This window comes from Stenotrophomonas hibiscicola ATCC 19867, assembly GCF_000382065.1.
GTDB classification, from domain to species: domain Bacteria; phylum Pseudomonadota; class Gammaproteobacteria; order Xanthomonadales; family Xanthomonadaceae; genus Stenotrophomonas; species Stenotrophomonas hibiscicola.
In genome coordinates, this window is sequence record NZ_KB907502.1 from 137,405 (window position 1) to 163,434 (window position 26,030).

Genomic DNA, 26,030 nt, shown 5'->3' on the forward strand with positions numbered 1-26,030 from the left:
GCGCGTCGCCATTGATGGAACGCATTGGCGCGCAGGTACCGGGAACGGGCAGGGCGCAGGCGAACCGGTTACCCTATGCCGCCATACACGCTGGTAGCTGCAATGACCGACGCCACCATGGCCCTCCCCGCCTGGTCCTCCCGCCTGCGCGACATCGCCGACTTCCCCAAGCCTGGCATCCTGTTCAAGGACATCATGCCGCTGCTCGCCCACGGCGGGGATTTCCACGGCGCGATCACCGCGATGGCCGACCGCTGGCGCGACCAGAAGCTGGATGCCGTGGTGGGCATCGAATCGCGCGGCTTCATCCTCGGCGCCGCGATGGCGCTGGAACTGGGGGTGGGCTTCGTGCCGGTGCGCAAGCCGGGCAAGCTGCCGGGCCAGGTGCTGCGCGAGGAATACACGCTCGAATACCGCAGCGACTGCATCGAGGTGCATGCCGATGCACTGCCGGCCGGTGCCCGCGTAGCAATCATCGATGACGTGCTGGCCACCGGCGGTACGCTGGTCGCTGCCTTGTCGCTGGTGCGCCGCCTGGGTGTCGAGGTGGTGGGTGCCGGCGTGTTGGTCGAACTGGACGGACTCGGCGGCCGCGCGCGCTGGGAAGCGGACCTGCCGCTGCACACCGAACTGGTGTTCTGAGCGTGTCGCCGGGCGTGGCCCGGCGCTACACACGGCATGCCGGTAGCGCCGGGCCACGCCCGGCGACCACCCTGTTCCTTACATCATCCGCACGCGGAAACGACGGCCCTTGATCTTGCCGGCTTCCAGCTTGGCCACGGCCTTGTTGGCCTGCTCACGGGCGATCGCCACGTAGGAGCGGGTCGGGAAGATCGCAATCTTGCCGATGAACTTGGCTGACAGGCCGGCGTCGCCGGTCAATGCGCCGAGAATGTCACCCGGGCGCAGCTTGTCGGTCTTGCCGCCATCGATGCGCAGCGTGCGCATCGATGCCTGCGGCAGCTCGGCCGGGCGCGCCGTCGCCAGCGGCGTCTTCTGCCAATCCAGCGGTTGCCCCATCTGTGCTTCGATCGCTTCGGCGCGGGTCTTCTCGCGGCCGGCCACCAGGCTGATCGCCAGGCCACTGGCACCGGCACGGCCGGTACGGCCCACGCGGTGCTGGTAGCTCTCCACGTCGGTCGGCAGCTCGTAGTTGATCACCGCGGCCAGCTCTTCCACGTCCAGGCCGCGCGCGGCCACGTCGCTGGCGACCAGCACGTTGCAGCTGCGGTTGGCCAGCAGCAGCAGCACTTCCTCGCGGTCGCGCTGCTCCATGTCGCCGTGCAGGGCCAGTGCCGAGAAGCCGAACTGCTGCAGCGAGTTCGCCACTTCGTCCACGTCCTTGCGGGTGTTGCAGAACACCACCGCCGATTCCGGCGTGTACTTCAGCAGCAGGCCGGCCAGCGCCTTCTGCCGGTGCGCCGGTTCCACTTCGCAGAACATATGGCGGATGGCCGGGGCCTGGTCGGCGCCTTCCACGGTCACTTCCACCGCGTCGCGCAGCAGGTCGCGTGCCATGGCACGGATGCTGTCGGGGAAGGTGGCCGAGAACAGCAGGCTCTGTCGATCCTTGTGGGTACGGCCGGCGATCTCGCGGATCGGTTCCTCGAAGCCCATGTCGAGCATGCGGTCGGCTTCGTCCAGCACCAGCGTGCGCACCGCGCCAAGATTCAGCGCGCGCTTGCGCGCCAGCTCCTGCACGCGGCCGGGCGTCCCGACCACCACGTGCGGGTCGTGGCCTTCCAGCGACGCCAGCTGCGGGCCCAGCGGCACGCCGCCCACCAGCAGCAACAGCTTCAGGTTGGGGATGCCGGTAGCCAGCTTGCGGATCTGCTTGCCGACCTGGTCGGCCAGTTCGCGGGTCGGGCACAGCACCAGTGCCTGCACGCGGATCAGGCTGGGATCGATGGCCTGCAGCAGGCCCAGGCCGAAGGCGGCGGTCTTGCCGCTGCCGGTCGGCGCCTGTGCGATCACATCGCGGCCATCGAGGATGGCCGGCAGGCTCTGCGCCTGCACAGGGGTAAGAGTGGTGTAGCCGAGGGCATCCAGGCCGGGCTGCAGGGCCGGGCTCAGCGGCAGGGTCGAGAAGTCAGTCATGGCGCATTGTACCTGCCTGCGCGGCCGGTCCCGCCTGATGGGGTGGGGTCGGCCTCCTTTCCGCAGGAAAGGGCTCTGACCCCCAACTGGGCCCGCCATTCACGCATGGCGTGGATCTACGGGTGGGTGCCGACGGCTGGTCGGCACGCTCCTGCTCAGCCCAGCACCGCCAGCACGCCCTGATGAATCGCCAGGCCACCGAACAGCAGCCAGGCGAACAGGATCAGCGCCAGCAGCAGCGGCCTCAGGCCCGCCTGGCGCAGCGCCGAGACGTGGGTGGTCAGGCCCAGCGCGGCCATCGCCATCGCCAGCAGCACGGTATCCAGCTGCACCAGCCCGGCCTGCAGGCCGGCCGGCAGCAGGTGCAGCGAGTTGAACCCGGCCACCGCCACGAAACCGAACGCAAACCACGGCACCACGATGCGTGCCTTGCTGCCGTCGGCGCTGGCCTCGCCGCCACGCGCCAGCCACAGCGACAGGGCGACCAGGAACGGTGCCAGCAGCATCACCCTCACCATCTTGGTGATCACGGCAGTATCAGCCGCAGCTTCGTTGACCGCACGGCCGGCCGCCACCACCTGTGCCACTTCATGCACCGTCGCACCGGTGAACAGGCCGTACTGCCGCGCGTCCATCGCCAGCCAGCCGTGCGACTGCACCAGCGCATACAGCGCCGGGTACAGGAACATCGCCAGCGTGCCGAACACCACCACCGTAGAGACCGCCACCGTGACCTGCGCCGCACGGCCACGCACTACCGGTTCGGCGGCCATCACTGCCGCTGCACCGCAGATTGCGCTGCCGGCGCCGATCAACATCGCCGCCTCGCGTTCCATCTTGAACACGCGCACGCCCAGCCAGCAGGCCAGGCCGAAGGTGCTGGCCACTACCAGCACGTCCATCAGCACGCCACTGACGCCGACGTGGCCGATGTCCTGGAAGGTCAGGCGCAGGCCGTACAGCACGATGCCGGCACGCAGCAGCCAGTGCTTGGAAAAGCCCACGCCCGCCGCGCTGCTCGGTGCCAGCCGCGGGTAGAAGGTGTTGCCGACCACGATGCCGGCCACGATGGCCACGGTCAGCGCGCTCAAGCCGTGTGCCTGCAGCCAGGGCAGCTCGGCCAGGTACAGCGACGCCGCCGCGACCAGGCCGACCAGCAGCAGGCCGGGCAGGCGCGGCAGCCAGCGTTGGCGCAGAGCGGGCAGGGACCAGGGGGAGAGAGCGGGGGCGTTCATGGCAACGGCAGGTCTGGAATGGCCAGGCAAGCGTGCGCCTGCATGGCTGACCTGTAAAACGAATAATATGGGTGAAATCTACCTATCAAGCGGGTAAATGACATGCGCCTGACCTTGCGCCAGCTTCAGGTCTTCGTCGCCATCGCCGATCACGGCAGCACCACCGCCGCTGGCCAAGCCATCGCGCTATCGCAGTCGGCCAGCAGTGCTGCGCTGCAGGAACTGGAGGCACACTTCGGTACCCCGTTGTTCGACCGCATCGGCCGCCGCTTGGCCCTGAACGGCCACGGCCGCGCGCTGCTGGAGCCGGCCCGCACGCTGCTGGTCAACGCCGCCGACCTGGAGCGGCAGCTGGCCGCCGGCGGCGATCCGGGGCAGGGCGCGCCGCTGCGGCTGGTGCTGGCCGCCAGTACCACCATCGGCAACTACCTGTTGCCGCCGCGCATCGCCGAGCTGCTGCGACAGGCGCCGCAGGCCGAGGTTGATCTGCGCATCGACAACAGTGCTGGCGTGGTCGCCGCCGTGCAGCGCCTGGACGTCGACGCCGGCTTGATCGAAGGCCCGTGCCACGAGCGTGGCCTCCAGGTCACGGCCTGGCAGCAGGACCCGCTGGTGATCGTCGCCGCCGCCGACGCCCCCGCATGCTGGACGCTGGACGAACTGCGCCGTGCACGCTGGCTGCTGCGCGAGCCCGGCTCGGGTACCCGCGAAGCGGTGGAGCAGGCGTTGTTGCCGCACCTGCGCGGCTTCGCCCAGACCCTGCAGCTGGGCAATACCGAGGCGATCAAGCAGGCCGCCATCGCCGGCCTCGGCCTGGCCTGCCTTTCCCGCCACGCGCTGGAAGAGCCGCTGGCCCTGGGCCGGCTGCGCGTGCTGGAGACCCCGCTGCCGCCCCTGCAGCGCACCCTGTGGTTGGTACGGCATCCCGGCAAGCAGTGGCTGCCGGGGTTGCAGGCGTTGCTGGGGGACGTGGAGTAGCAGGGATCGGTCTTGCACTGCGCGAATTCCACGAAGGGGTCAGAGCCCGTTGCGCAGCAACGGGATCCGACCCCGACAGATCGACAGGCCTTGCAGCGCTCATCCACGCGTGGCCTGGATCTGCCGTGTCGACCAAGGTCGACACCCACCCGCGCAGAATGCCGTTCCGACAGATCGCGGGAAACTGTCAGAGGCGGGGCGGTGTGGGTCTGCAGGACCGTTGGCGCCATGGATGGCGCCATCGAGCCCCCAAGGAGGGGTTTACGGCGTGTCCTGCAGACCCGCACCGCCCCGGCATCCCACAGGAAACCAGCTTTTGACGTTGCCGTTGACGTTGCCGGCCAGCGGCCGGCACTACCGCGGGTGCCGGGTGCAACCCGGCCGACGCCCCCAACCCGTACAATATCCGGATGCCTCTGATTACTCTGCAGAACGTCGACTTCAGCGTCGGCGGCCCGTTGTTGCTGGAAAAAGCCGAACTGTCGATCGAGCCGGGCGAACGCATCGCCCTGATCGGCCGCAACGGCGCCGGCAAATCCACCCTGCTCAAGCTGCTGTCCGGCGACCACAAGCCCGATGACGGCGAAGTCCGCGTGCAGCAGGGCGTGCGCGTCACCCGCCTGGAGCAGGAAGTGCCGCACGGCGCCGCCGGCTCGGTGTTCGACGTCGTCGCCGATGGCCTCGGCGAGCTGGGCCAGTGGCTGGCCGAATTCCACCACCTCAGCCATGCCGAAGTCTTCGATGGCGAAGCCCTCGGCAACGTGCAGGCCAAGATCGATGCCGCCAACGGCTGGGGCCTGGACCAGCGCGTCAGCGAAACCCTGACCAAGCTCGACCTGGATGGCGAGGCCGAGTTCGGCCGCCTGTCCGGCGGCATGAAGCGCCGCGTGCTGCTCGCCCGCGCGCTGGTGTCCAGCCCCGATGTGCTGCTGCTGGACGAACCGACCAACCACCTGGACATCGAGGCCATCGACTGGCTCGAAGCGTTCCTGAAGGGCTGGAGCGGCAGCGTGGTGTTCGTCACCCATGACCGTCGATTCCTGCGTGCCCTGGCCACCCGCATCGTCGAGATCGACCGCGGCCAGGTCACCAGCTGGCCAGGCGACTGGGCCAACTACGAGCGCCGCCGCGAGGAACGCCTCAATGCGCAGGCGCAGGAAAACGCCCGCTTCGACAAGCTGCTGGCGCAGGAAGAAGTCTGGATCCGGCAGGGCATCAAGGCCCGTCGCACCCGCGACGAGGGCCGCGTGCGCCGCCTGAAGGCGATGCGCGTGGAGCGTTCGCAGCGCCGTGATCTCAGCGGCAACGTCAAGATGGAAGCGGCGCAGGGCATCAGCTCCGGCAAGAAGGTCATCGACGTCAAGGACATTTCGTTCGCCTTCGGCGAGCGCACCATGGTCCGCGATTTCACCACGACCATTCTGCGCGGCGACCGCATCGGCCTGATCGGCCCCAACGGCAGCGGCAAGACCACGCTGTTGAAGCTCCTGCTGGGCGAGCTGCAGCCGGCCAAGGGCGAAGTCAATGCCGGCACCAACCTGCAGATCGCGTATTTCGACCAGTACCGCGCGGTGCTCCGCGAAGACTGGAGCGCGATCGAGAACGTCGCCGAAGGCCGCGATTTCCTCGAGTTCAACGGCAAGCGCAAGCACGTGCATGCCTACCTGCAGGACTTCATGTTCACCCCGGAACGTGCGCGTGCGCCGATTACCCGCCTGTCCGGTGGCGAGCGCAACCGCCTGCTGCTGGCCAAGCTGTTCGCGCAGCCGTCCAACCTGCTGGTGATGGACGAACCGACCAACGACCTGGACGTGGAAACCCTGGAGCTGCTGGAAGAGCTGCTGGGCGAATACACCGGCACCCTGCTGCTGGTCAGCCACGACCGTGACTTCATCGACAACGTGGTCACCTCCACGCTGGTGATGGAGGGCGATGGCGTGATCGGCGAGTACGTGGGCGGTTACAGCGACTGGCAGCGTTATGCGGCCAGCATCGCAGCGCCTGCCGCGGCCCCTGCGGCCAAGCCGGCGGCCGCTGCGCCGGCCACCCCGGCTACCGCAGCTCCGGCCGCACCCAAGCGCAAGCTGGCCTACAAGGAAGCGCGCGAACTGGAGCAGCTGCCGAAGACCATCGAGAAGCTGGAAGGCGATGTCGAAGGCCTGACCTCGGCGATGAACGACCCGTCGTTCTACACCCGCAGCAGTGCTGAAGTGACGGCGCACACCCAGCAGCTGGCCAAGGTGCAGGCCGAACTGGATGCCGCTTACGCGCGCTGGGAAGAGCTGGAAGGCTGAGCGTTGACCGGCACCAGCGATCGCGCCGATTGATGTAGAGCCGAGCCCACGCTCGGCTCAGCAGATCCACGCCATGCGTGGATATCCGGAATCTGTGCGGACCAACGGTCCGCACCTACCAACCGACGGTCCGCACCCACCGGGGGCCTGCGGTCATTTGACCCCGTGCAGATCCCGCAGCTGGCTCGGCCGGCTGCCGAAATACGCCGCCAGATCGGCGATGTCCTGATCGCTGAGGTCCTTCGCCTGTGGCGTCATCAACATGTGCTGGCGGTCACCGGCGCGGTAGGCCTGCAGCGCGTGCGCCAGGTAGTCACCGTACTGCCCACCCAGCTTCGGGTAGGTCGGATCGATCGGCGCATTGCCGTCGGCCCCGTGGCAGTCGATGCAGCTCTGGTTGGTGGCCTTGCCCTTCACCTTGGCGCGGGCTTCACCGGCGGCCTCGCGGCCTGCGGGCAGGCCGGCCGAAGACGAAGAGCCGTGTTCGCCGCTGGCGTGGCCCGGGTCGGCGGCAGACTTCTCGCTGTTTTCCACCTGCGACTGCGAACAGGCGGCCAGCAGCAGGGCAACGGACAGGGCGATGGCATGACGCATCGGATGCGCGGCTTTCGACATGGGCGGGCCTTACTTGACGGTGGACAGGTAAACAGAGAGATCGGCGATCTCCTGTTCGCTGAAGCTCATCGACTGCGCCTGCATCGTCGGATGCCGGCGCTTGCCCTGGCGGTACTCGGCCAGGGCCTGGGCCAGGTACTGCTGGGTCTGGCCGCCGATCTTCGGCACCCGGTAGCTGGGGTAGGCGTTCTTGTAGCCAGTGATGCCGTGGCAGCCCTGGCAGGTGTAGGCCAGCACGCGGCCATTGTCGAAGTTGCCGGTGGGCGCGGCAGGCGCCGGCGCGGCGGCGGGAGCCGGGGCCGGGGCAGGTGTGGCGGGAGCAGAAGCAGGAGCGGGCTGTGCGGCGGCCCCAAGGGGCAGGAGGACGGCCAGAGCGAGACAAGCGGCGAGCGGCTGCGGGCGCATGGTGTCGTTTCCGGGGATTCGGGTCTGGTCGTTCCGGCGTGGGGTACGGAACGACCCGAGTATAGCCTCAGGTTTCATCTAGCTGAAATGGGGTCGGTCCGACCGGTGGCGTGAAGGCACCATGACCTTTGGGATATGGTGTGGCCGTGAAGTGGTGCATTACTTTGCTACCACACCTGTCCACGCATCCTCCAGGGACCTGACGATGTCGCACCCAACCTTCCCGTCCGGCCGTCGCAGCGGAATCTGCGCTGCCGCACTGCTGATCTCCACCTCCCTGCTGCTGGGCGGTTGCGCCGCAGGGCCCAATTCCGAAGCCAAGGCCGCCGACACCAAGGAGGAGAAGAAGGTCGATGCGGTCCCGGTCGAAGTGGCCGTGGCCAGCCATCGCGCGGTCGCGGCCAGTTACACAGGCACCGCCGCGCTGGAACCACGCGCCGAGTCGCAGGTGGTGGCCAAGACCTCCGGTGTGGCGCTGGCGGTGCTGGTCGAGGAAGGCCAGCGGGTCACCGCCGGCCAGCCGCTGGTGCGCCTGGACCCGGACCGCGCACGCCTGGCCGTAGCCCAGAGCGAAGCGCAGATGCGCAAGCTGGAAAACAACTACCAGCGTGCACAGAAACTGGTTGGTCAGCAGATGGTCAGTGCGGCCGATGTCGATCAGCTGCGTTTCGACTTGGAGAACGTCCGCGCGCAGTACCGCCTGGCCACGCTGGAACTGTCCTACACCACGGTGGTGGCGCCGATTTCCGGCGTGATCGCATCGCGCTCGATCAAGACCGGCAACTTCGTCCAGATCAACACGCCGATCTTCCGCATCGTCGACAACTCGCGCCTGGAAGCCACCCTCAACGTGCCCGAACGCGAGCTGGCCACGCTGCGTGCCGGTCAGCCGGTAACCCTGGCCGCCGACGCGTTGCCGGGCCAGAGCTTCACCGGCACCGTCGACCGCATCGCGCCGGTGGTGGATTCGGGCAGCGGCACGTTTCGCGTGGTCAGCGCCTTCGATGGCGCCGCGCACGCGCTGCAGCCCGGCATGTTCGGGCGCATCCGCATCGATTACGACCAGCGTGCCGATGCGCTCGTGGTGCCGCGCCTGGCGCTGCTCGACGACGGTGAGCCGGCGGTGTTCCGGGTGCGCGAAGGCAAGGTCGCACGCGTTCCGGTCAAGCTGGGTTACGCCGAGGGCCCGTGGGTGGAGATCCGTGATGGCCTGGCGGCCGGTGATCAGGTGGTCACCGCCGGCAAGGTCGCGCTGCGCGACGGTACCGCAGTGCAGGTGATCGCCGATCCGAAGGCAAAGGCGAAGACGGTCGCAGCGGCAGCCAAGCCGGCAGACAAGGCCGGGAGCAAGCAATGACCGCCCAGGGCCACGACCACGGTGCCTCGCCGGAGAGCGACGGTGCCGCCGCCGGCATGCGCGGCGGCCTGGTGGAGTTCGCTACCCGCCGCCGCGTGACCATTGCCATGTGCACGGTCACCCTGCTGCTGTTCGGGCTGATCGCGCTGGGCAACCTCAAGGTCAACCTGCTGCCCGACCTGAGCTACCCGACGCTGACCGTGCGCACCGAGTACACCGGTGCGGCGCCGACTGAAATCGAAACCCTGATCACCCAGCCGGTCGAAGAAGCGGTGGGCGTGGTCAAGAACCTGCGCAAGCTGAAGTCGGTCTCGCGCACCGGCCAGAGCGATGTGGTGCTGGAGTTCGCCTGGGGCACCAACATGGACCAGGCCAGCCTGGAGGTGCGCGACAAGATGGAAGCGCTGAACCTGCCGCTGGAGGCCAAGGCCCCGGTACTGCTGCGGTTCAATCCATCCACCGAGCCGATCATGCGCCTGGTGCTGTCGAGCAAGGACGCGCCAGCCACCGATGCCGATGCGATCCGCGAGCTGACCGGCCTGCGCCGCTATGCCGATGAAGACCTGAAGAAGAAGCTGGAGCCGGTCACCGGCGTGGCAGCGGTCAAGGTCGGTGGCGGCCTCGAGGACGAGATCCAGGTCGACATCGACCAGCAGAAGCTGGCCCAGCTGAACCTGCCGATCGACACCGTCATCAAGCGCCTGAAGGACGAGAACATCAACATCTCCGGTGGCCGCCTGGAGGAGGGCTCGCAGCGCTTCCTGGTGCGTACCGTCAACCAGTTCGCCGACCTGGAGGAAATCCGCAACCTGCTGGTCACCACCCAGGGCTCGAACGGCAGCGCGGCCGACTCGGCGTTGCAGCAGATGTTCAACATCGCCGCGTCGACCGGGTCGGCGGCGGCCATCGCGGCGGCGTCGGCGGCACAGAGCGCATCGTCCGGTAGTGGCTCCAGCGTGGTCGCCAACGGCGTGCCGGTGCGCCTGAAGGACGTGGCCACCGTGCGCCAGGGCTACAAGGAGCGTGAAGCGGTGATCCGCCTGGGCGGCAAGGAATCGGTGGAACTGGCGATCTACAAGGAAGGCGACGCCAATACCGTGTCCACCGCCGAAGCGCTGCGCAAGCGCCTGGAGCAGATCAAGGGCACGTTCCCGTCCGATGTCGAGATGACCACCATCGAGGACCAGTCGCGCTTCATCGAGCACGCCATCGCCGACGTCAAGAAGGATGCGGTGATCGGTGGCCTGCTGGCGATACTGATCATCTTCCTGTTCCTGCGCGATGGCTGGAGCACCTTCGTGATCAGCCTGTCGTTGCCGGTCTCGATCATCGCCACGTTCTTCTTCATGGGCCAGCTCGGCCTCAGCTTGAACGTGATGTCGCTGGGCGGTTTGGCATTGGCTACCGGCCTGGTGGTGGACGACTCGATCGTGGTGCTGGAGAGCATCGCCAAGGCGCGTGAGCGTGGCCTGGGTATCCTGCAGGCGGCCATCGTCGGTACCCGCGAAGTGAGCATGGCGGTGGTCGCCTCGACCCTGACCACCATCGCGGTGTTCCTGCCGCTGGTGTTCGTCGATGGCATCGCCGGCCAGCTGTTCCGCGACCAGGCACTGACCGTGGCGATCGCCATTGCGATCTCGCTGCTGGTGTCGATGACCCTGATCCCGATGCTGAGCTCGCTGAAGGGACGGCCGCCGCTGGCGTTCCCGGAAGAGGCACCGAACGAACCGTGGCAGCCGCAGAACCGTTGGCAGAAGCCGGTGGCGCTGGGTCGCCGTGGTGCCGTGGCGACCGCGCGCTGGAGCTTCTATGCACTGGCCTGGCTGGTCGTGCGGGCGTGGCGTGGCGTGGTGGCCGTGGTTGGCCCGGTGATGCGCAAGGCCAGCGATCTGGCGATGAAGCCCTATGCCGGTGCCGAGCGCGGCTACCTGCGCCTGCTGCCGAGCGCGCTGGCCCATCCGGGCAAGGTGCTGGGCGTGGCCACGATCATCTTCGTGGCGACCATAGCGCTGGTGCCGATGCTTGGTGCCGACCTGATCCCGCAGCTGGCGCAGGACCGTTTCGAAATGACGGTGAAGCTGCCGGCCGGCACGCCGCTGAAGCAGACCGATGCGCTGGTGCGCGAGCTGCAGCTGGCCCACGGCAACGGCGAGGGCGTGGCCTCGCTGTATGGCGTCAGCGGCAGCGGCACCCGCCTGGATGCCAGCCCGACCGAGAGCGGCGAGAACATCGGCAAGCTGACCGTGGTGATGGAAGGCGGCGGCAACGCGCGTACCGAGGCGGAGATCACCGAGCGCCTGCGTGACACCATGGGCCAGCATCCAGGCGCACAGGTCGACTTCGCGCGGCCGGCGTTGTTCAGCTTCTCCACGCCGCTGGAAATCGAGCTGCGCGGGCAGGACATGGCGACACTGGAAGTGGCTGGCCAGCGCCTGGCGGCGATGCTGCGTGGCAATGCGCACTACGCTGACGTGAAGTCGACGGTGGAAGAGGGCTTCCCGGAAATCCAGATCCGCTTCGACCAGGAGCGTGCCGGTGCGCTGGGCCTGACCACCCGCCAGATCGCCGATGTGGTGGTGAAGAAGGTGCGCGGCGACGTGGCGACCCGCTACAGCTTCCGCGACCGCAAGATCGACGTGCTGGTGCGTGCACAGGAAGGTGATCGTGCCAGCGTGGAAAGCATCCGCCGCCTGATCGTCAATCCCGGCAGTACCCGTCCGGTGACGCTGGACGCGGTTGCCGACGTGGTTGCCACCACTGGCCCCAGCGAGATCCATCGTGCCGACCAGACCCGCGTTGCGGTGGTCTCGGCCAACCTGCGCGACATCGATCTGGGTGCGGCCATGCGTGAAGTGCAGCAGATGGTCGCCGAGCAACCGCTGGGCGCGGGTGTCGGCCTGCACATCGGTGGCCAGGGTGAGGAGCTGGCGCAGGCGGCGAAGTCGCTGATCTTCGCCTTCGGCCTGGCCATCTTCCTGGTCTACCTGGTGATGGCCTCGCAGTTCGAATCGCTCCTGCACCCGTTCGTGATCCTGTTCACCATTCCGCTGGCGCTGGTCGGTGCCATCCTGGCGCTGGCACTGACCGGCAAGCCCATCTCGGTGGTGGTGTTCATCGGCCTGATCCTGCTGGTCGGGCTGGTCACCAAGAACGCGATCATCCTGATCGACAAGGTCAACCAGCTGCGCGAGGCCGGCGTGGCCAAGCACGAGGCCCTGGTGGAAGGGGCGCGCTCGCGCCTGCGGCCGATCATCATGACCACCCTGTGCACGCTGTTCGGCTTCCTGCCGCTGGCGGTGGCGATGGGCGAGGGCGCTGAAGTGCGTGCACCGATGGCGATCACCGTGATCGGTGGCCTGCTGGTGTCAACCCTGCTCACCCTGCTGGTGATCCCGGTGGTATACGACCTGATGGATCGGCGCGGTGACGCCTACTACCGCGAGCGTGGCCGCAAGCACGCCGGCGAGATCGAGCCGGGTGCAGCAGGCAGCGCGGCGGGTGCGGAGGAACCGGCATGAGTGTTGCCGAGTTCTCCATCCGCCGTCCGGTCACCACCATCATGTGTTTCGTGTCACTGGTGGTGATCGGCCTGATCGCCTCGTTCCGGCTGCCGCTGGAAGCGCTGCCGGACATCTCCGCGCCGTTCCTGTTCGTGCAGATTCCGTACACCGGTTCAACCCCGGAGGAAGTGGAGCGGACCATCATCCGCCCGGTGGAGGAATCGCTGGCGACGATGACCGGCATCAAGCGGATGCGCTCGTCGGCGACCTCCGAGGCGGCGCTGATCTTCATCGAGTTCAGCGACTGGGACCGGGACATCGCCATCGCCGCGTCCGATGCACGCGAGCGCATCGATGCGATCCGCAGCGACCTGCCCGATGACCTGCAGCGCTACAACGTGTTCAAGTGGTCCAGCAGCGACCAGCCGGTGCTGAAGGTGCGCCTGGCCAGCACCACCGACCTGACCACCGCTTACGACATGCTCGACCGCGAGTTCAAGCGGCGCATCGAGCGCATCCCCGGCGTGGCCCGCGTCGACATCACCGGCGCGCCGCCGAACGAGGTGGAGATCGCCATCGATCCGAACCGGCTCAACGCGCATGGGCTGAGCATCAACGAGCTGAGCGAGCGCCTGCGCACGCTGAACTTCTCGATCTCGGCCGGGCAGATCGACGACAACGGCCAGCGCGTGCGCGTGCAGCCGGTGGGCGAGATCACCGACCTGCAGGAAATGCGCGACCTGGTGATCAACGCCAAGGGCCTGCGCCTGGGCGACATCGCCGACGTGCGCCTGAAGCCGGCGCGGATGAACTACGGGCGCCGCCTGGACGGCAACCCGGCCGTCGGCCTGGACATCTTCAAGGAGCGCAGCGCCAACCTGGTGGAAGTCTCGCGCGCGGCGCTGGCCGAGGTCGAATCGATCCGTGCCGAAGCATCGATGCGCGACGTGCAGATCAAGGTGATCGACAACCAGGGCAAGGCGGTGACCTCCTCGCTGCTGGAACTGGCCGAGGCCGGTGCGGTCGGCCTGATCCTGTCGGTGACGGTGCTGTTCTTCTTCCTGCGCCATTGGCCGTCCACGCTGATGGTGACCCTGGCCATTCCGATCTGCTTCACCATCACCCTGGGTTTCATGTACTTCGTCGGGGTGACGCTGAACATCCTGACCATGATGGGCCTGCTGTTGGCGGTGGGCATGCTGGTCGACAACGCCGTGGTGGTGGTGGAGAGCATCTACCAGGAGCGCGAGCGCATGCCGGGACAGCCGCGCCTGGCCTCGATCATCGGCACCCGCAACGTGGCCATCGCGCTCAGCGCCGGCACGCTGTGCCACTGCATCGTGTTCGTGCCGAACCTGTTCGGCGAGACCAACAACATCAGCATCTTCATGGCGCAGATCGCGATCACCATCTCGGTCTCGCTGCTGGCCTCGTGGCTGGTCGCGGTCAGCCTGATCCCGATGCTGTCCGCGCGCATGGCCACGCCCAAGCTGGTGCACTCGCAGACCGGCCTGATCGCGCGGCTGCAGCGCCGCTACGCCAGACTGCTGGACTGGTCGCTGCACCATCGCGGTTGGAGCCTGCTCGGCATCGTGCTGGTGGTGCTGGTCAGCCTGGTGCCGATGAAGCTGACCAAGGTCGACATGTTCGGCGGTGATGGCGGCAAGGACATCTTCATCGGCTACATGTGGAAGGGCGCCTATACCTATCGGCAGATGTCCGAGGAGGTGGCGCGCGTGGAGAACTGGATCGACGCCAACCGCGAGCGCCTGCACGTCAAGCAGGTGTACTCCTGGTACAGCGAGCAGGAAGGCAGCTCGACGGTGGTCACCCTGGACGAGAAGTACGCCAAGGACATCAAGGCGCTGCAGGAAGAGCTGCGCAAGGGCCTGCCGAAGTCGGCGCGCACCGACTACTTTGTCGGCAACCAGGGCGGTGATGGCGGCGGTGGCGGCAACCAGGGCGTGCAGGTGCAGCTGGTCGGCGACTCCAGTTCGATGCTGCAGGAGATCGGCCAGGAAGTGGTGCCGCTGCTGGCCCAGCGTGCCGAGCTGCGCGATGTGCGCATCGACAATGGTGAGAAGGGCGGCGAGCTGAAGGTGCGCGTTGACCGCGAGCGTGCTGCGGCGTTCGGTTTCAATGCCGAGCAGGTGGCCAGCTTCGTCGGCCTGGCCCTGCGTGGTGCACCGATGCGCGAGTTCCGCCGTGGTGACAACGAAGTGCCGGTGTGGGTGCGTTTCGCGGGTGCCGAGCAGAGCAGCCCGGAAGACCTGGCCGGTTTCAGCGTGCGCACCGGCGACGGCCGCAGCGTGCCACTGCTGAGCCTGGTCACCGTTGACGTCGGTTCGTCGGCCACCCAGATCGGCCGCACCAACCGCCAGACCACGCTGACCATCAAGGCCAACCTGGCCGAGAAGGTCACCGCGCCGGATGGCCGCAAGGCGATGGAGTCGGTGCTCAAGCCGATGAATTTCCCGGCCGGCTATGGCTTCACCTTCGATGGCGGCGACTACGGCAACGATGACGAAGCCATGCAGCAGATGGTGTTCAACCTGCTGATCGCGCTGGTGATGATCTACGTGGTGATGGCAGCGGTGTTCGAGTCGCTGCTGTTCCCGGCGGCGATCATGAGCGGCGTGCTGTTCTCGATCTTCGGCGTGTTCTGGCTGTTCTGGATCACCGGCACCTCGTTCGGGATCATGTCCTTCATCGGCATCCTTGTGCTGATGGGGGTGGTGGTGAACAACGGCATCGTGATGATCGAGCACATCAACAACCTGCGGCGCAGCGGCATGGGCCGTACCCAGGCGCTGGTGGAGGGCTCACGCGAGCGATTGCGCCCGATCATGATGACGATGGGCACGGCGATCCTGGCGATGGTGCCGATCTCGCTGACCAACACGCAGATGTTCGGCAATGGTCCGGAGTACGCGCCGATGGCGCGCGCGATTGCCGGCGGGCTTGCGTTCTCCACCGTGGTCAGCCTGCTGTTCCTGCCGACCATCTATGCAGTGCTGGATGACCTGCGCAGTGCGGTGACGCGGCTGATCCGCCGTGCCCGAGGTGTGGAGAGGGTAGAGCCGGGCGCTGCCCGGCCGTAATGCGCGACAACGTGTTGTGGTGTGGGGGAGGCCGGTCGTAGTGGGGCGGCCTCCCCCTTTTTTTGGCTCGCCGCGTCTGTTTGTCTCTGTAGAACCGAAGGCAGCGGCAGGAGCCGCTGCCAACGTCGCTTGCGACGGCCCGGAGGGTGTCGGCCAGGACGGCCGGCATAGCCATGCTCGGCTGCTGTTCGCCGCGTCGCCGCGTCGCCCGAGCGTGGGCTCGGGCGCTACAGATTCTGTGGCCGGTTGAGGGGTTTACCCCGCCACCTTGCCCCACACCTTGAACGTGGTCAGCCACAGGCCGAGCATGCTGCCGATGTTGGTCAGCATGAACGTCAGCACCACGCGCGTGACCCGATTGCGGTACCAGCCTTTCAGGCTCTGCGCGTCGTCGCGCAGCTTGAGGAAGTCTTCGTACGCCGGCTTGCGCAGGCGCGCTTCCACCAGCGCCGAGAATGCGCCGGTCGGGATGCTCAGGCGGAACGGCTTGAACGGGGCCACCGCGATGGCGGTGAGGATGCTCAGCGGGTGACCGCCTGCCAGCAGGCAGCCCAGGCCCGCCAAGCCGCCGGTATACATCGCCCAGGTCGCCAGCAGTTCGGTGCCCACGCCCAGACCACCGCGGTAGAAGCCCACGCCGATGCCGGTCGCCACGATGGCCAGAATGCCGAGCGTGAACCACGGAATGTTGCGCTTCTTCGGCACCGCCTCCAGCTCGGCGCGCAGCGGTGCCGGTGCCTCGGTGTCGGTTTCCAGGTGGCGTGCCAGGCCTGCAAGGTGACCTGCACCCACAACCGCCAGCACTTCGCGCTGCTGCGGGTCGTGTTCCTCGCGCAGGCGCGTGGCCATGTAGCGGTCGCGCTCGCCGATGATGGTCTCGTACAGTGCCGGGCTCTCGCTGGCGAACTCGCCGAAGCTCGATTCCAGCATGTCGCCCTGCTTGAGCTTCTCGATCTCGTTCTCGCCCACTTCTTCCGACGAGAACAGGCCCGCGCCCAGCCCGGCAACCAGCTTCAGCTTGCCGAACAAGCCCAGCCGTTGCGACGCACGACGGAAGGTCAGGCCGACCTCGCGGTCGATCAGGTGCACCGGCAGGTTGCGCTCGCGCGCCAGGTCCACCGCGCGCTTCAGCTCGGCACCGGGCTCGATGTCGAGCTGTTCGGCCAGGCGGCGCTGGTAGGCGGACAGGGCCAGGTTGGCGGCGAACAGGGCGACGCGGCCCTTGCGGATCACCTCGACCAGGTCGAGCTTGGCCAGCGTATCCGGGTCGCTCAGCGCCTGCAGGCGCTGCGGGTCCAGTTCAACGGCAACGGCATCGAAGCGGCCGCTGTCGATGGCTTTCTCCACTGCTTCGACGCTGGCGCGCGAAACGTGGGCGGTGCCCAGCAGGGTGTAGCGCACGCCGTCGCGTTCGACGACGCGCACCGGCTGGCCGGCGAACAGATCGTCGCCGGTCTCGGGAAGGGTTTCGGTCATGGGTTCATTCATTGAAAGGTGCGGTTTCGGCGCCATCGCCGAGCGCGCGCTGCATCTGCACGGTGTCCAGCCAGCGGCCATGCTTGCGGCCGAGGCCACGGAACACGCCCACCAGCTCGAAGCCGAAGCGTTCGTGCAGCTTGATCGAGGCGGTGTTGGTCGGTTCGCCGATCACGGCCACCATCTGCCGGTAGCCACGCGCCACGCAGGCATCGATCAGGGCCTGCAGCAGGCTGGTGCCGACGCCCTTGCCCTGGAACGCGGCATTGACGTAGACCGAGTTCTCCACGGTCCACTGGTAGGCAATGCGGGTGCGGTAGGTGTTGGCGTAGGCGTAGCCGGCCACCTGGCCGTCGATTTCGGCGACCAGGTAGGGAAAGCCGCGATCAACAATGTCGCGCATGCGGCGCAGCATCTCGGTCGCGTCCGGAATGTCGTACTCGTAGGTGTTGACGAAGTCGGTCACTTCCACCGCATAGATCGCGGTGATCGCGGCGATGTCGGCCGGGCCGACATCACGGATGAGGACGGCCATGCGCGGCTCCGGCTCAGTCGATGTAGCGCTTGAGCAGGTCACCGTACGCGTCGATGCGACGGTCGCGCAGGAACGGCCAGATGCGGCGCACGTGCTCGCTGCGCTGCAGGTCGACATCGCATAGCAGCACGGTGGCGTCGGTGCCGGCTTCGGCCAGGAACTCACCCTGCGGGCCGAGCACGTGGCTGTTGCCCCAGAACTGGATGCCCGACGCGCCCAGCGGCGAAGCCTCGTGGCCGACGCGGTTGCAGCTCAGCACCGGCAGGCCGTTGGCCACGGCGTGGCCGCGGTGGCTCAGCACCCAGGCGTCGCGCTGGCGGGTCTTCTCGTCCTGCACGTCGTCCGGGTCCCAGCCGATCGCGGTCGGGTAGAGCAGCAGTTCGGCACTGGCCAGCGCCATCAGGCGTGCCGCTTCCGGGTACCACTGGTCCCAGCACACCAGCACGCCAAGGCGGCCCACCGAGGTGTCGATCGGCTTGAAGCCGATGTCGCCCGGGGTGAAGTAGAACTTCTCGTAGAAGCCCGGGTCGTCCGGGATATGCATCTTGCGGTACTTGCCCAGCAACGTGCCGTCCTTCTCGAAGACGACGGCGGTGTTGTGGTACAGGCCGGCAGCGCGGCGCTCGAACAGCGAGCCCACCAGCACCACGCCATGCTTCTTCGCCAGCGCGCCCAGGCGCTCGGTGCTCGGGCCCGGAATCGGTTCGGCCAGGTCGAACTCATCGACCGATTCGTGCTGGCAGAAATACGGACCGTTGTGCAGTTCCTGCAGCAGCACCAGCTTGGCACCCTGCGCAGCCGCCTCGGCCACGCGTGCTTCGATCACCGCCAGGTTGGCGGCGGCATCACCGTGGTTGCGCTCCTGGACCAGGGCGACGGTAAGGGGGCTGCGCGAGTTCATGCGGGGCGTTCCTGCGGGAGAAAACCTGCATGTTAGCGCGGATGGGCGGCCGCAGCGTGTTGCGCGCTGAATGGCGTCCGCACACGGTAGCGCCGGGCCATGCCCGGCGGATTTTCAGGTCGTCGCTGCGCTCGCCGGGCTTGGCCCGGCGCTACCGGTCCGGCTTATGCCTTCAACAGCCCTTCCGGCAGCTGCATGGTGATGCAGTGCAGGCTGCCGTTCTGCCAGATCAGCGAGCGGCAGGGCACCTGCACGATCTCGCGGCCCGGATGGGCCTGGGCCAGCACGTCGCGGGCCAGGTCATCAGCCGGATCGCCGTAGGCCGGCATCAGCACCGCGCCGTTGATGATCAGGTAATTGGCGTACGACGCCGCCAGGCGGCGGCCTTCGTCGATCACCGGCTGTGCCCACGGCAGCGGGAACAGGCGGTACGGCTTCCCATCCTTGGTACGCAGCGCGGCCAGTTCGTTGCCCATCGCCTGCAGTTCGGCGTAGTGCGAGTCGCTCGCGTCGTCGCAGGCCTGGTAGACGATGCTGTCAGGCGAGGCGAAACGGGCCAGGGTGTCGATGTGGGCGTCGGTGTCGTCGCCTTCCAGGTAGCCGTGGTCCAGCCACAGCACGCGGTCCTGCTGCAGCCAGTTGGCCAGGTCGGCGCTCAGGCTTGCCCGGTCGCGGTCCGGGTGGCGCTCGTGCAGGCACTTCCAGGTGGTCAGCAGGGTCCCTTCGCCGTCGGTCTCGATGCCGCCGCCTTCCAGCGCGAACGGAATGCTGCGCACCGGCGCGTCGTTGAACACGCCGGCCTGGTCCAGCACGCCCACCAGCTGGTCATCCAGGGTGGCGTCGAACTTGCCGCCCCAGCCGGTGAAGCGGAAATCCAGCAGCTGGAAACCGCCGTCGGCACGGCGCAGGGTGATCGGGCCGGAGTCACGCAGCCAGGTATCGTCGTAGGCCGCCGTGGTGAAGTGGACCTTGTCCATGTCGATGCGGTTGGAGCGCAGCCGCATCTCGGCGTAGGTCTCCACATCGTCGTCGGCCACGCAGATCAGCACCGGCTGGAAGCGGGTGATGGCCGCGACCAGGGCAATGTAGGTCTCTTCCACCTGGCCCAGGCGGTCAGCCCAGTCGGTATCGGCGGTGGGCCAGGCAATCAGGACGCCGCTCTGGGCTTCCCACTCGGCAGGAAAACGAAGGGTCTGGTTCATGGTCTCGCTACACAGGCCCGCCCACGGCGGGTAAGGGGATCAGCGGATCGGCGGTTTCGGGCCGATTTCGTTCGGGTCCGCCTGGTTGGCCACCACGTCGATCACCTTCTGCTTCTCGAAGTAGACGGTGAACTGCGGGTACACCCAGCGGTTGATGGTCGGCCATTGCCGCTTCTGCCCACCGCGTGGCTGCAGCTGTTCGCTCGGCGCGCCGAACTGCGCCTGTACCTGCTGCATGCTCTGGCCGCGCACGGGCAGGGCACCGGCCGGCTTCTCGCGGGCGCGGTCGACAAGCAGGGTATCGGCCAGCGCCGGCGTGGCGGCGGCCAGGGTGGCCATTACGGCCAGGGCGGACAGGTAACGCTTCATCTCGATCTACTCCCCAGTGGTCAAGAAAGGCGATTACAGCAAAAACGGCAGGAAAAAGCCGCATAAACAAAAAACCGCCCGAAGGCGGTTTCTTGCATCGGGTCGGCCCCGCGTAGGGCCAGCCGCAGCCGGAAGGCTGTGAGGCTTAGCGCTGACGCGCCTTGAAACGCGGGTTCGACTTGCAGATGACGAAGATCTTGCCGCGACGACGGACGACCTTGCAGTCGCGGTGACGGGCCTTCGCCGACTTCAGGGAGGACAGGACTTTCATGGCATACCTCGGCGTAAACAGTAGTTGTTCGGGTGGAGCGTGGCCGCGATATGCGAAAGACAATCGGCAGTTGACGCTCGTTCAAGCCCGCCATTCTACCGGGCTTTTCCTCGTGGTTTCAAGTGGTTGCACAAAAGACCCCGCTGGGGGCGTCTGGCAGGGGCTAGAATGACCCCTTCACACGCTCTGGGACCCCCATGAATCCACTCGCTCCCGTCCTGACCATCGACGGCCCATCCGGGGCCGGCAAGGGTACCATCAGCCGCATCATCGCGCGCCGCATGGGCTGGCATTACCTGGATTCGGGTGCGCTGTACCGGGCGGTGGGCGTGGCCGCAAGCTGGGCCGACATCGACACCTCCGACGCCTCGGCGCTGGTGCGCTGCACCTTCGATACCCATGTTCAGTTTGTCGAGCAGGGCGATGCCATGCGGGTCATGGTCAACGGCACCGATGCCACCGACGAGCTGCGCCTGGAGACCACCGGCGCCCTGGCCTCTGCCATCGCCGCCATCCCCGAGGTCCGGGCCGCCCTGAAGGAGCGGCAGCGCGCATTCAGGGAGCTGCCGGGCCTGGTCGCCGACGGCCGCGACATGGGCACGGTGATCTTCCCGGATGCCCCCCACAAGGTCTTCCTGACCGCCAGCGCCGAGGAGCGCGCCGAGCGCCGGCATAAGCAGTTGAAAGACAAGGGGGTTTCTGTTAACTTTGATGACCTCCTGCGCGAGATCATGGCCCGCGACGCCCGTGATGCCCAGCGTACCGTGGCGCCCCTGAAGCCGGCAGACGATGCTGTCCTCATCGACACCACAGGCATCGGCATCGATGATGTCGTTGCCCGAGTGATGGATCTGCTTCCGGTTCCGGCTGCCTGATCCGTTCGCGCGGGAGCACTGCCAGCCGCATCGGCAGTGGTCGCGCAAAGCAGTGCTGTACCCGCTCCGTCGCGCACTGATGCGTGGCGGTTTTCCTACTACACACGACCTGCGTTTCCGGGGTCGACCAACAGGCGGGCGGTCGCCATTCCCCTGAAGGGGACGCCACCGACCCATGTGTCCAACAGAGTAAATCTAATGACCGAATCATTTGCCGAACTGTTTGAAGCCAGCCAGGCCAACCTGGCCAAGCTGAAGCCGGGCGCCATCGTCAGCGGTACCGTTGTTGAAGTCCGCGGCGACGTCGTGGTGATCAACGCTGGCCTGAAGTCCGAAGGCATCGTGCCGATCGAACAGTTCCGTAACGACGCTGGCGAAATCGACGTCGCCGAAGGCGACATCGTCAAGGTCGCCCTCGACTCGATCGAGAACGGCTTCGGCGAAACCGTCCTGTCGCGCGAGAAGGCCAAGCGCGCGATGGTGTGGGACGAGCTGGAAGAAGCGTTGGAAAAGAACGAAACCATCACCGGCCGCATCAGCGGCAAGGTCAAGGGTGGTTTCACCGTGGACATCAAGGATGTCCGCGCCTTCCTGCCGGGTTCCCTGGTCGATGTGCGCCCGGTGCGCGATCCGGCCTACCTGGAAGGCAAGGAGCTCGAGTTCAAGCTCATCAAGCTGGACCGCAAGCGTAACAACGTCGTGGTCTCGCGCCGCGCTGTCGTCGAAAGCGAGCACTCGGAAGAGCGCGAGCAGCTGATGGACAAGCTGCAGGAAGGCGCGATCCTGAAGGGTGTCGTCAAGAACCTGACCGATTACGGCGCGTTCGTGGACCTGGGCGGTATCGACGGCCTGCTGCACATCACCGACATGGCGTGGAAGCGCGTGCGTCACCCGTCGGAAGTCGTGAACGTCGGCGACGAGCTGGACGTCCGCGTGCTGAAGTTCGACCGCGAGCGCAACCGCGTTTCGCTGGGCCTGAAGCAGCTGGGCGAGGATCCGTGGGACAACATCGGCCGTCGTTACCCGGCCAACAGCCGCGTCTTCGGCAAGGTCTCCAACGTCACCGATTACGGTGCGTTCGTTGAGATCGAGCCGGGCGTCGAAGGCCTGGTGCACGTCTCGGAGATGGATTGGACCAACAAGAACGTCAACCCGTCCAAGGTTGTGCAGGTTGGTGATGAAGTCGAAGTGATGGTGCTGGACGTCGATGAAGAGCGTCGCCGCATCTCGCTGGGCATGAAGCAGGTTGCCGCCAACCCGTGGGAAACCTTCGCTGCCACCCACAAGAAGGGTGACAAGGTGTCGGGCCAGATCAAGTCGATCACCGACTTCGGCATCTTCATCGGCCTGGACGGCGGCATCGACGGCCTGGTCCACCTGTCCGACATCAGCTGGAACACCACCGGCGAAGACGTCGTTCGCAACTTCAAGAAGGGCGATACCCTGGACGCCGTCGTCCTGGCTGTCGATCCGGAGCGCGAGCGCATCTCCCTGGGCGTGAAGCAGCTGGAGCAGGATCCGTTCGGCCAGTACATGGCTGCCAATCCGAAGGGCTCCAAGGTCGAAGGCGTGGTGAAGGAAGTCGACGCCAAGGGCGCGATCATCGAGCTGGCTGACGGCATCGAAGGTTACGTCTCGGCCCGCGACATCGCCAACGAGCGCGTTGACGACGCCACCCAGCACCTGAAGGTCGGCGACAAGGTCGAAGCCAAGTTCGTGGGCATGGACCGCAAGGGCCGTACCCTGCAGCTGTCGATCAAGGCCAAGGACGACGCGGAAATGCGCGAAGTGCTGGAGGAATACCAGTCCTCTTCGGCTTCCAGCGGCACCACCCAGCTGGGTGCACTGCTGCGTGCACAGCTGAACGGCAACAAGTCCGAGTAATCGGCCTTAGGCTGTTCGTTGTTTCCTGGACGGCCCGGGCCTTGCCCGGGCCGTTTCAGGCTGAGATACCCCTGATGTGAGCCGGTAATGACCAAATCCGAACTGATCGAAATCCTTGCGCGCCGCCAGGCGCACCTGAAGGCCGATGATGTCGATCTGGCGGTGAAGTCGTTGCTGGAAATGATGGGCGGATCGCTGTCCGCCGGGGATCGCATCGAAATTCGTGGTTTTGGCAGCTTCTCGCTGCACTATCGGCCGCCGCGCCTGGGTCGCAACCCGAAGACCGGCGAGTCGGTTGCCCTGCCGGGCAAGCACGTCCCACATTTCAAGCCGGGCAAGGAACTGCGCGAGCGTGTCAGCAGTGTGCTGCCGCTGGACGCCGATCCGGCCTGAGCCTCCCGTCGCGCCACCGCGTGCGAATCCAGCCGCGAGTCGGATAAGCTACGGACTCCTGCCACTGGAGCTGTCGCATGAAGGTTTTTCGTCTGCTGGTCCTGCTGGCGGTACTCATTGTTGGGTTGATCATCGGTGCCATGAACATGGACGAGATGACCATCAACCTGCTGTTCACCCAGCTCAAGACCTCGGTCGGCGTGGCCATCATTGCCGCGTTGCTGATCGGCGTCATCGTTGGTGCTGGCCTGGTGCTGGTGAGCGTGGTCATTCCGCTCTACAGCCAGCTGCGCCGCGCCAACAAGTCCGCTGCCGCCACGCCGGCACCGGTTGCCTCCCCTCAATCTTTTGATGGACGCTGATCGAAGATGGATTTCGTCACCGAGTGGTTCTGGTTCTTCCTGTTCGTTCCGCTGGCCGCACTGGCCGGGTGGGTGATCGGACGGCGTGGTGGTCAACGCCACGGTGACAACCAGGTCAGCCGCCTGTCCAGCACCTACTTCCGTGGCCTGAACTACCTGCTCAACGAGCAGCCGGACAAGGCCATCGAGCTGTTCCTGCACATCGCCGAGCTGGACAAGGAAACCTTCGAGACCCAGGTCGCGCTGGGCCACCTGTTCCGCCGCCGCGGCGAAGTCGATCGCGCCATCCGCCTGCACCAGGGCCTGGTCAACCGACACGACCTCAGCGATGCGCAACGCGTGCAGGCGCTGCTGGCGCTGGGCGAGGACTACATGAAGTCCGGCCTGCTGGACCGTGCCGAGACCGTGTTCACCGAACTGGCGCAGCTGGACCAGCGTGCCCCGCAGGCACTCAAGCACCTGATCGGCATCTACCAGGCCGAGCGTGACTGGGAAAAGGCGATCGACAACGCGACCCGTTTCGAGGACGTCACCGGCGAGCCGATGGGCAAGCTGATCGGGCAGTTCGAGTGCGAACTGGCCGAACGCTTCCGCGGTGCCGGCAAGCTGGAAGAGGCGAGGGCGGCGATCGCCCGGGCCTACCAGGCCGATGCGATGTCGGTGCGTGCCGGCATCATCGAAGGGCGCCTGGAAACCGACGCGGGCAATCCGGAAGCGGCCGTACGCGCGTTCGAGCGTGCTGCGCGCAATGATCCGGAGTACCTGCCGGAGCTGCTGCCGGCGCTGATGCAGAACTACCGCAAGGTGGGTGATCTGGCAGGCGCGCGCGCTTTCCTGTCGGAGATGACCGAGCATTACCGTGGCATTGCCCCGGTGCTGGCGCTGACCCGCCTGATGGAAGAGCAGGAGGGCGTGGCCCCGGCCCGTGCCTACCTGGGCCGCCAGCTCAAGGACCGCCCGTCGGTGCGTGGCGAGTCCGCGCTGATCGACCTGACCCTTGCTGAAGGCGCTGATTCCACGGCGACCCTGCACGACCTCAAGCACATCACCGACCAGTTGCTGGTACGCAACCCGGCCTATCGCTGCACCCGCTGTGGTTTCGGGGCGCGCACCCATCACTGGCAGTGCCCGAGCTGCAAGGAGTGGGGTACGGTCAAGCCGCTGTTGAATTACGCGGTGCTCTGATCCATGCCGTGGCTCGTGATGGGCGCGCTGCTGGGCCTGGCCCTGCTGAGTGCGGCACTGACCTGGGCGGCGCGGGGCTATGCGCTGCGCCGGCAACTGTTTGACCAGCCGGGCGAGCGCCGCAGTCACAGCGTAGCGACCCCTCGAGGTGGCGGCATCGCCATCGTCATCAGCCTGCTGGTGACCGCCGGTGTTGCCATGTGGGCCTGGCCCGCAGCGCTTCCGAGCCTGCTCGTGGCCGCCCTTGGCCTGGCGCTGGTGGCGGGTATCGGCTGGTGGGATGACCATCGGCCGCTTCCGGCCATGCGCCGCCTGATGGTGCATTTCATCGCCGCCGCGCTGCTGGCCGCGCTGGTCAGGGTGCATGGTGGCAGCTGGCTGCTGGCCGTGTTGGTCCTGCTGTTCACTGCCTCTCTGATCAACATCTGGAATTTCATGGATGGGATCAACGGCATCGCGGCCAGCCAGGCCGTTGTGGTGGCCCTGGGGCTGGCGCCGTTGCTGCCCTGGCCGTACTCGCTGGCGGCCATCGCGTTGGGCCTGGTGTGCCTGGGCTTCCTGCCGTTCAACTTCCCACGGGCCCGGATCTTCATGGGCGATGTCGGAAGTGGCGCGCTGGGTTATGCGGTTGCGGCGGTGCTGGCAATGGCCAGTGTCAAGACCGACATCAACTGGATACTGCTGCTTGTGTCGGCATCGCCGTTCCTTGTGGACGCGGGCTTCACACTGCTGGCGCGCATCATTTCAGGACAACGCTGGATGGAACCCCATACCCAGCATGTCTACCAGCGCGCGGTGCAGGCAGGAGCCAGTCACGCCCGGGTAACAGGGATGTACTTTGCTTTAGGCCTGTTCAGTATTACAGTGCTTAATGTCTGCTCCAACTTGCAGCCGAGGTGGGAGGCTGCCGTGGCGATCGCGTGGTTCATTGCGCTGAGCGTCCTCTGGCTCCTCCTGCGCAATGGATTGCGCCACCGAAAAGGAAATACCTGACT

The 26,030-nt window shown here is 66.7% G+C and carries 22 protein-coding genes; 12 read left to right on the plus strand and 10 right to left on the minus strand.

The features are described 5' to 3' along the window. The first annotated feature begins 102 nt into the window (after positions 1–102). On the plus strand, positions 103–642 hold the full coding sequence (locus G370_RS0114740; RefSeq protein WP_019661284.1) for an adenine phosphoribosyltransferase: 540 nt from the start codon (positions 103–105) through the stop codon (positions 640–642). A gap of 78 nt (positions 643–720) precedes the next feature. Here the strand turns inward: G370_RS0114740 and dbpA are convergent, their stop codons facing one another. Next, positions 721–2,097, minus strand: a complete 1,377-nt coding sequence (gene dbpA, locus G370_RS0114745; protein WP_019661285.1) for an ATP-dependent RNA helicase DbpA — start codon at positions 2,095–2,097, stop codon at positions 721–723. 155 nt (positions 2,098–2,252) lie between these two features. Then, the gene (locus G370_RS0114750) at positions 2,253–3,332 is read right to left on the minus strand and encodes a YeiH family protein (RefSeq protein WP_019661286.1); all 1,080 of its coding nucleotides are present in this window, start codon (positions 3,330–3,332) and stop codon (positions 2,253–2,255) included. 102 nt (positions 3,333–3,434) lie between these two features. Between G370_RS0114750 and G370_RS0114755 the strand changes: the two genes are divergently transcribed. Beyond that, a complete protein-coding gene (locus tag G370_RS0114755; protein ID WP_019661287.1) occupies positions 3,435–4,310 on the plus strand; it encodes a LysR family transcriptional regulator in 876 nt (291 codons plus the stop codon). A gap of 410 nt (positions 4,311–4,720) precedes the next feature. Continuing rightward, complete coding sequence (locus tag G370_RS0114760; protein WP_019661288.1) at positions 4,721–6,604, plus strand: ATP-binding cassette domain-containing protein; 1,884 nt, start codon at positions 4,721–4,723, stop codon at positions 6,602–6,604. A 153-nt stretch (positions 6,605–6,757) separates the two neighbouring features. Here the strand turns inward: G370_RS0114760 and G370_RS0114765 are convergent, their stop codons facing one another. Together G370_RS0114765 and G370_RS0114770 are read right to left on the minus strand one after the other, a co-directional pair. Further along, positions 6,758–7,219, minus strand: a complete 462-nt coding sequence (locus tag G370_RS0114765) for a c-type cytochrome (RefSeq protein ID WP_019661289.1) — start codon at positions 7,217–7,219, stop codon at positions 6,758–6,760. A 9-nt stretch (positions 7,220–7,228) separates the two neighbouring features. Continuing rightward, a complete protein-coding gene (locus G370_RS0114770) occupies positions 7,229–7,624 on the minus strand; it encodes a c-type cytochrome (protein WP_019661290.1) in 396 nt (131 codons plus the stop codon). Positions 7,625–7,829: 205 nt separating this feature from the next. On the opposite strand from G370_RS0114770, the gene G370_RS0114775 reads away from it, so the two are divergent. Genes G370_RS0114775 through G370_RS0114785 form a run of 3 tightly spaced genes read left to right on the plus strand, consistent with a single transcriptional unit; the run spans position 7,830 to position 15,582 of the window. Then, on the plus strand, positions 7,830–8,981 hold the full coding sequence (locus G370_RS0114775; RefSeq protein WP_019661291.1) for an efflux RND transporter periplasmic adaptor subunit: 1,152 nt from the start codon (positions 7,830–7,832) through the stop codon (positions 8,979–8,981). Positions 8,982–9,037: 56 nt separating this feature from the next. Beyond that, complete coding sequence (locus G370_RS0114780) at positions 9,038–12,499, plus strand: efflux RND transporter permease subunit (protein ID WP_154081354.1); 3,462 nt, start codon at positions 9,038–9,040, stop codon at positions 12,497–12,499. Beyond that, positions 12,496–15,582 (plus strand): efflux RND transporter permease subunit, encoded by a 3,087-nt coding sequence (locus G370_RS0114785; protein WP_019661293.1) that lies wholly within the window; start codon positions 12,496–12,498, stop codon positions 15,580–15,582. The genes G370_RS0114780 and G370_RS0114785 overlap by 4 nt, the downstream gene beginning before the upstream one ends. Before the next feature lie 255 nt (positions 15,583–15,837). Here the strand turns inward: G370_RS0114785 and G370_RS0114790 are convergent, their stop codons facing one another. The 6 genes from G370_RS0114790 to ykgO form a co-directional block, all read right to left on the minus strand. Then, complete coding sequence (locus G370_RS0114790; protein WP_019661294.1) at positions 15,838–17,058, minus strand: TraB/GumN family protein; 1,221 nt, start codon at positions 17,056–17,058, stop codon at positions 15,838–15,840. 4 nt (positions 17,059–17,062) lie between these two features. After that, positions 17,063–17,593, minus strand: coding sequence for a GNAT family N-acetyltransferase (locus G370_RS0114795; RefSeq protein WP_019661295.1), 531 nt, complete (start codon positions 17,591–17,593; stop codon positions 17,063–17,065). Between the two features lie 13 nt (positions 17,594–17,606). Beyond that, positions 17,607–18,494 carry a carbon-nitrogen hydrolase gene (locus tag G370_RS0114800; protein ID WP_019661296.1) on the minus strand — a complete coding sequence of 296 codons (888 nt, stop codon included), beginning with the start codon at positions 18,492–18,494 and terminating at the stop codon, positions 17,607–17,609. A gap of 164 nt (positions 18,495–18,658) precedes the next feature. Beyond that, entirely contained in the window at positions 18,659–19,696 is a 1,038-nt protein-coding gene (locus G370_RS0114805; protein ID WP_019661297.1) for an agmatine deiminase family protein, read from the minus strand. Positions 19,697–19,735: 39 nt separating this feature from the next. Then, positions 19,736–20,035 (minus strand): hypothetical protein, encoded by a 300-nt coding sequence (locus G370_RS0114810; protein ID WP_227837998.1) that lies wholly within the window; start codon positions 20,033–20,035, stop codon positions 19,736–19,738. 175 nt (positions 20,036–20,210) lie between these two features. Beyond that, entirely contained in the window at positions 20,211–20,336 is a 126-nt protein-coding gene (gene ykgO / locus G370_RS0114815; protein ID WP_005409283.1) for a type B 50S ribosomal protein L36, read from the minus strand. A gap of 197 nt (positions 20,337–20,533) precedes the next feature. Here ykgO and cmk point away from each other — a divergent pair, with 197 nt between their 5' ends. From cmk to G370_RS0114845, 6 genes are all read left to right on the plus strand, one after another. Then, complete coding sequence (gene cmk, locus G370_RS0114820; protein WP_019661298.1) at positions 20,534–21,211, plus strand: (d)CMP kinase; 678 nt, start codon at positions 20,534–20,536, stop codon at positions 21,209–21,211. A 198-nt stretch (positions 21,212–21,409) separates the two neighbouring features. Further along, positions 21,410–23,095 carry a 30S ribosomal protein S1 gene (rpsA, locus tag G370_RS0114825; protein ID WP_005416230.1) on the plus strand — a complete coding sequence of 562 codons (1,686 nt, stop codon included), beginning with the start codon at positions 21,410–21,412 and terminating at the stop codon, positions 23,093–23,095. Between the two features lie 87 nt (positions 23,096–23,182). After that, positions 23,183–23,488 carry an integration host factor subunit beta gene (locus G370_RS0114830; RefSeq protein ID WP_005409286.1) on the plus strand — a complete coding sequence of 102 codons (306 nt, stop codon included), beginning with the start codon at positions 23,183–23,185 and terminating at the stop codon, positions 23,486–23,488. A 77-nt stretch (positions 23,489–23,565) separates the two neighbouring features. Continuing rightward, positions 23,566–23,850: a LapA family protein gene (locus tag G370_RS0114835; protein ID WP_019661299.1), complete on the plus strand. Its 285-nt coding sequence runs from the start codon at positions 23,566–23,568 to the stop codon at positions 23,848–23,850. 6 nt (positions 23,851–23,856) lie between these two features. After that, positions 23,857–25,035, plus strand: coding sequence for a lipopolysaccharide assembly protein LapB (gene lapB / locus G370_RS0114840; protein WP_019661300.1), 1,179 nt, complete (start codon positions 23,857–23,859; stop codon positions 25,033–25,035). A gap of 3 nt (positions 25,036–25,038) precedes the next feature. Next, positions 25,039–26,028, plus strand: a complete 990-nt coding sequence (locus tag G370_RS0114845) for an MraY family glycosyltransferase (RefSeq protein WP_019661301.1) — start codon at positions 25,039–25,041, stop codon at positions 26,026–26,028. The last annotated feature ends 2 nt before the right edge of the window (positions 26,029–26,030 follow it).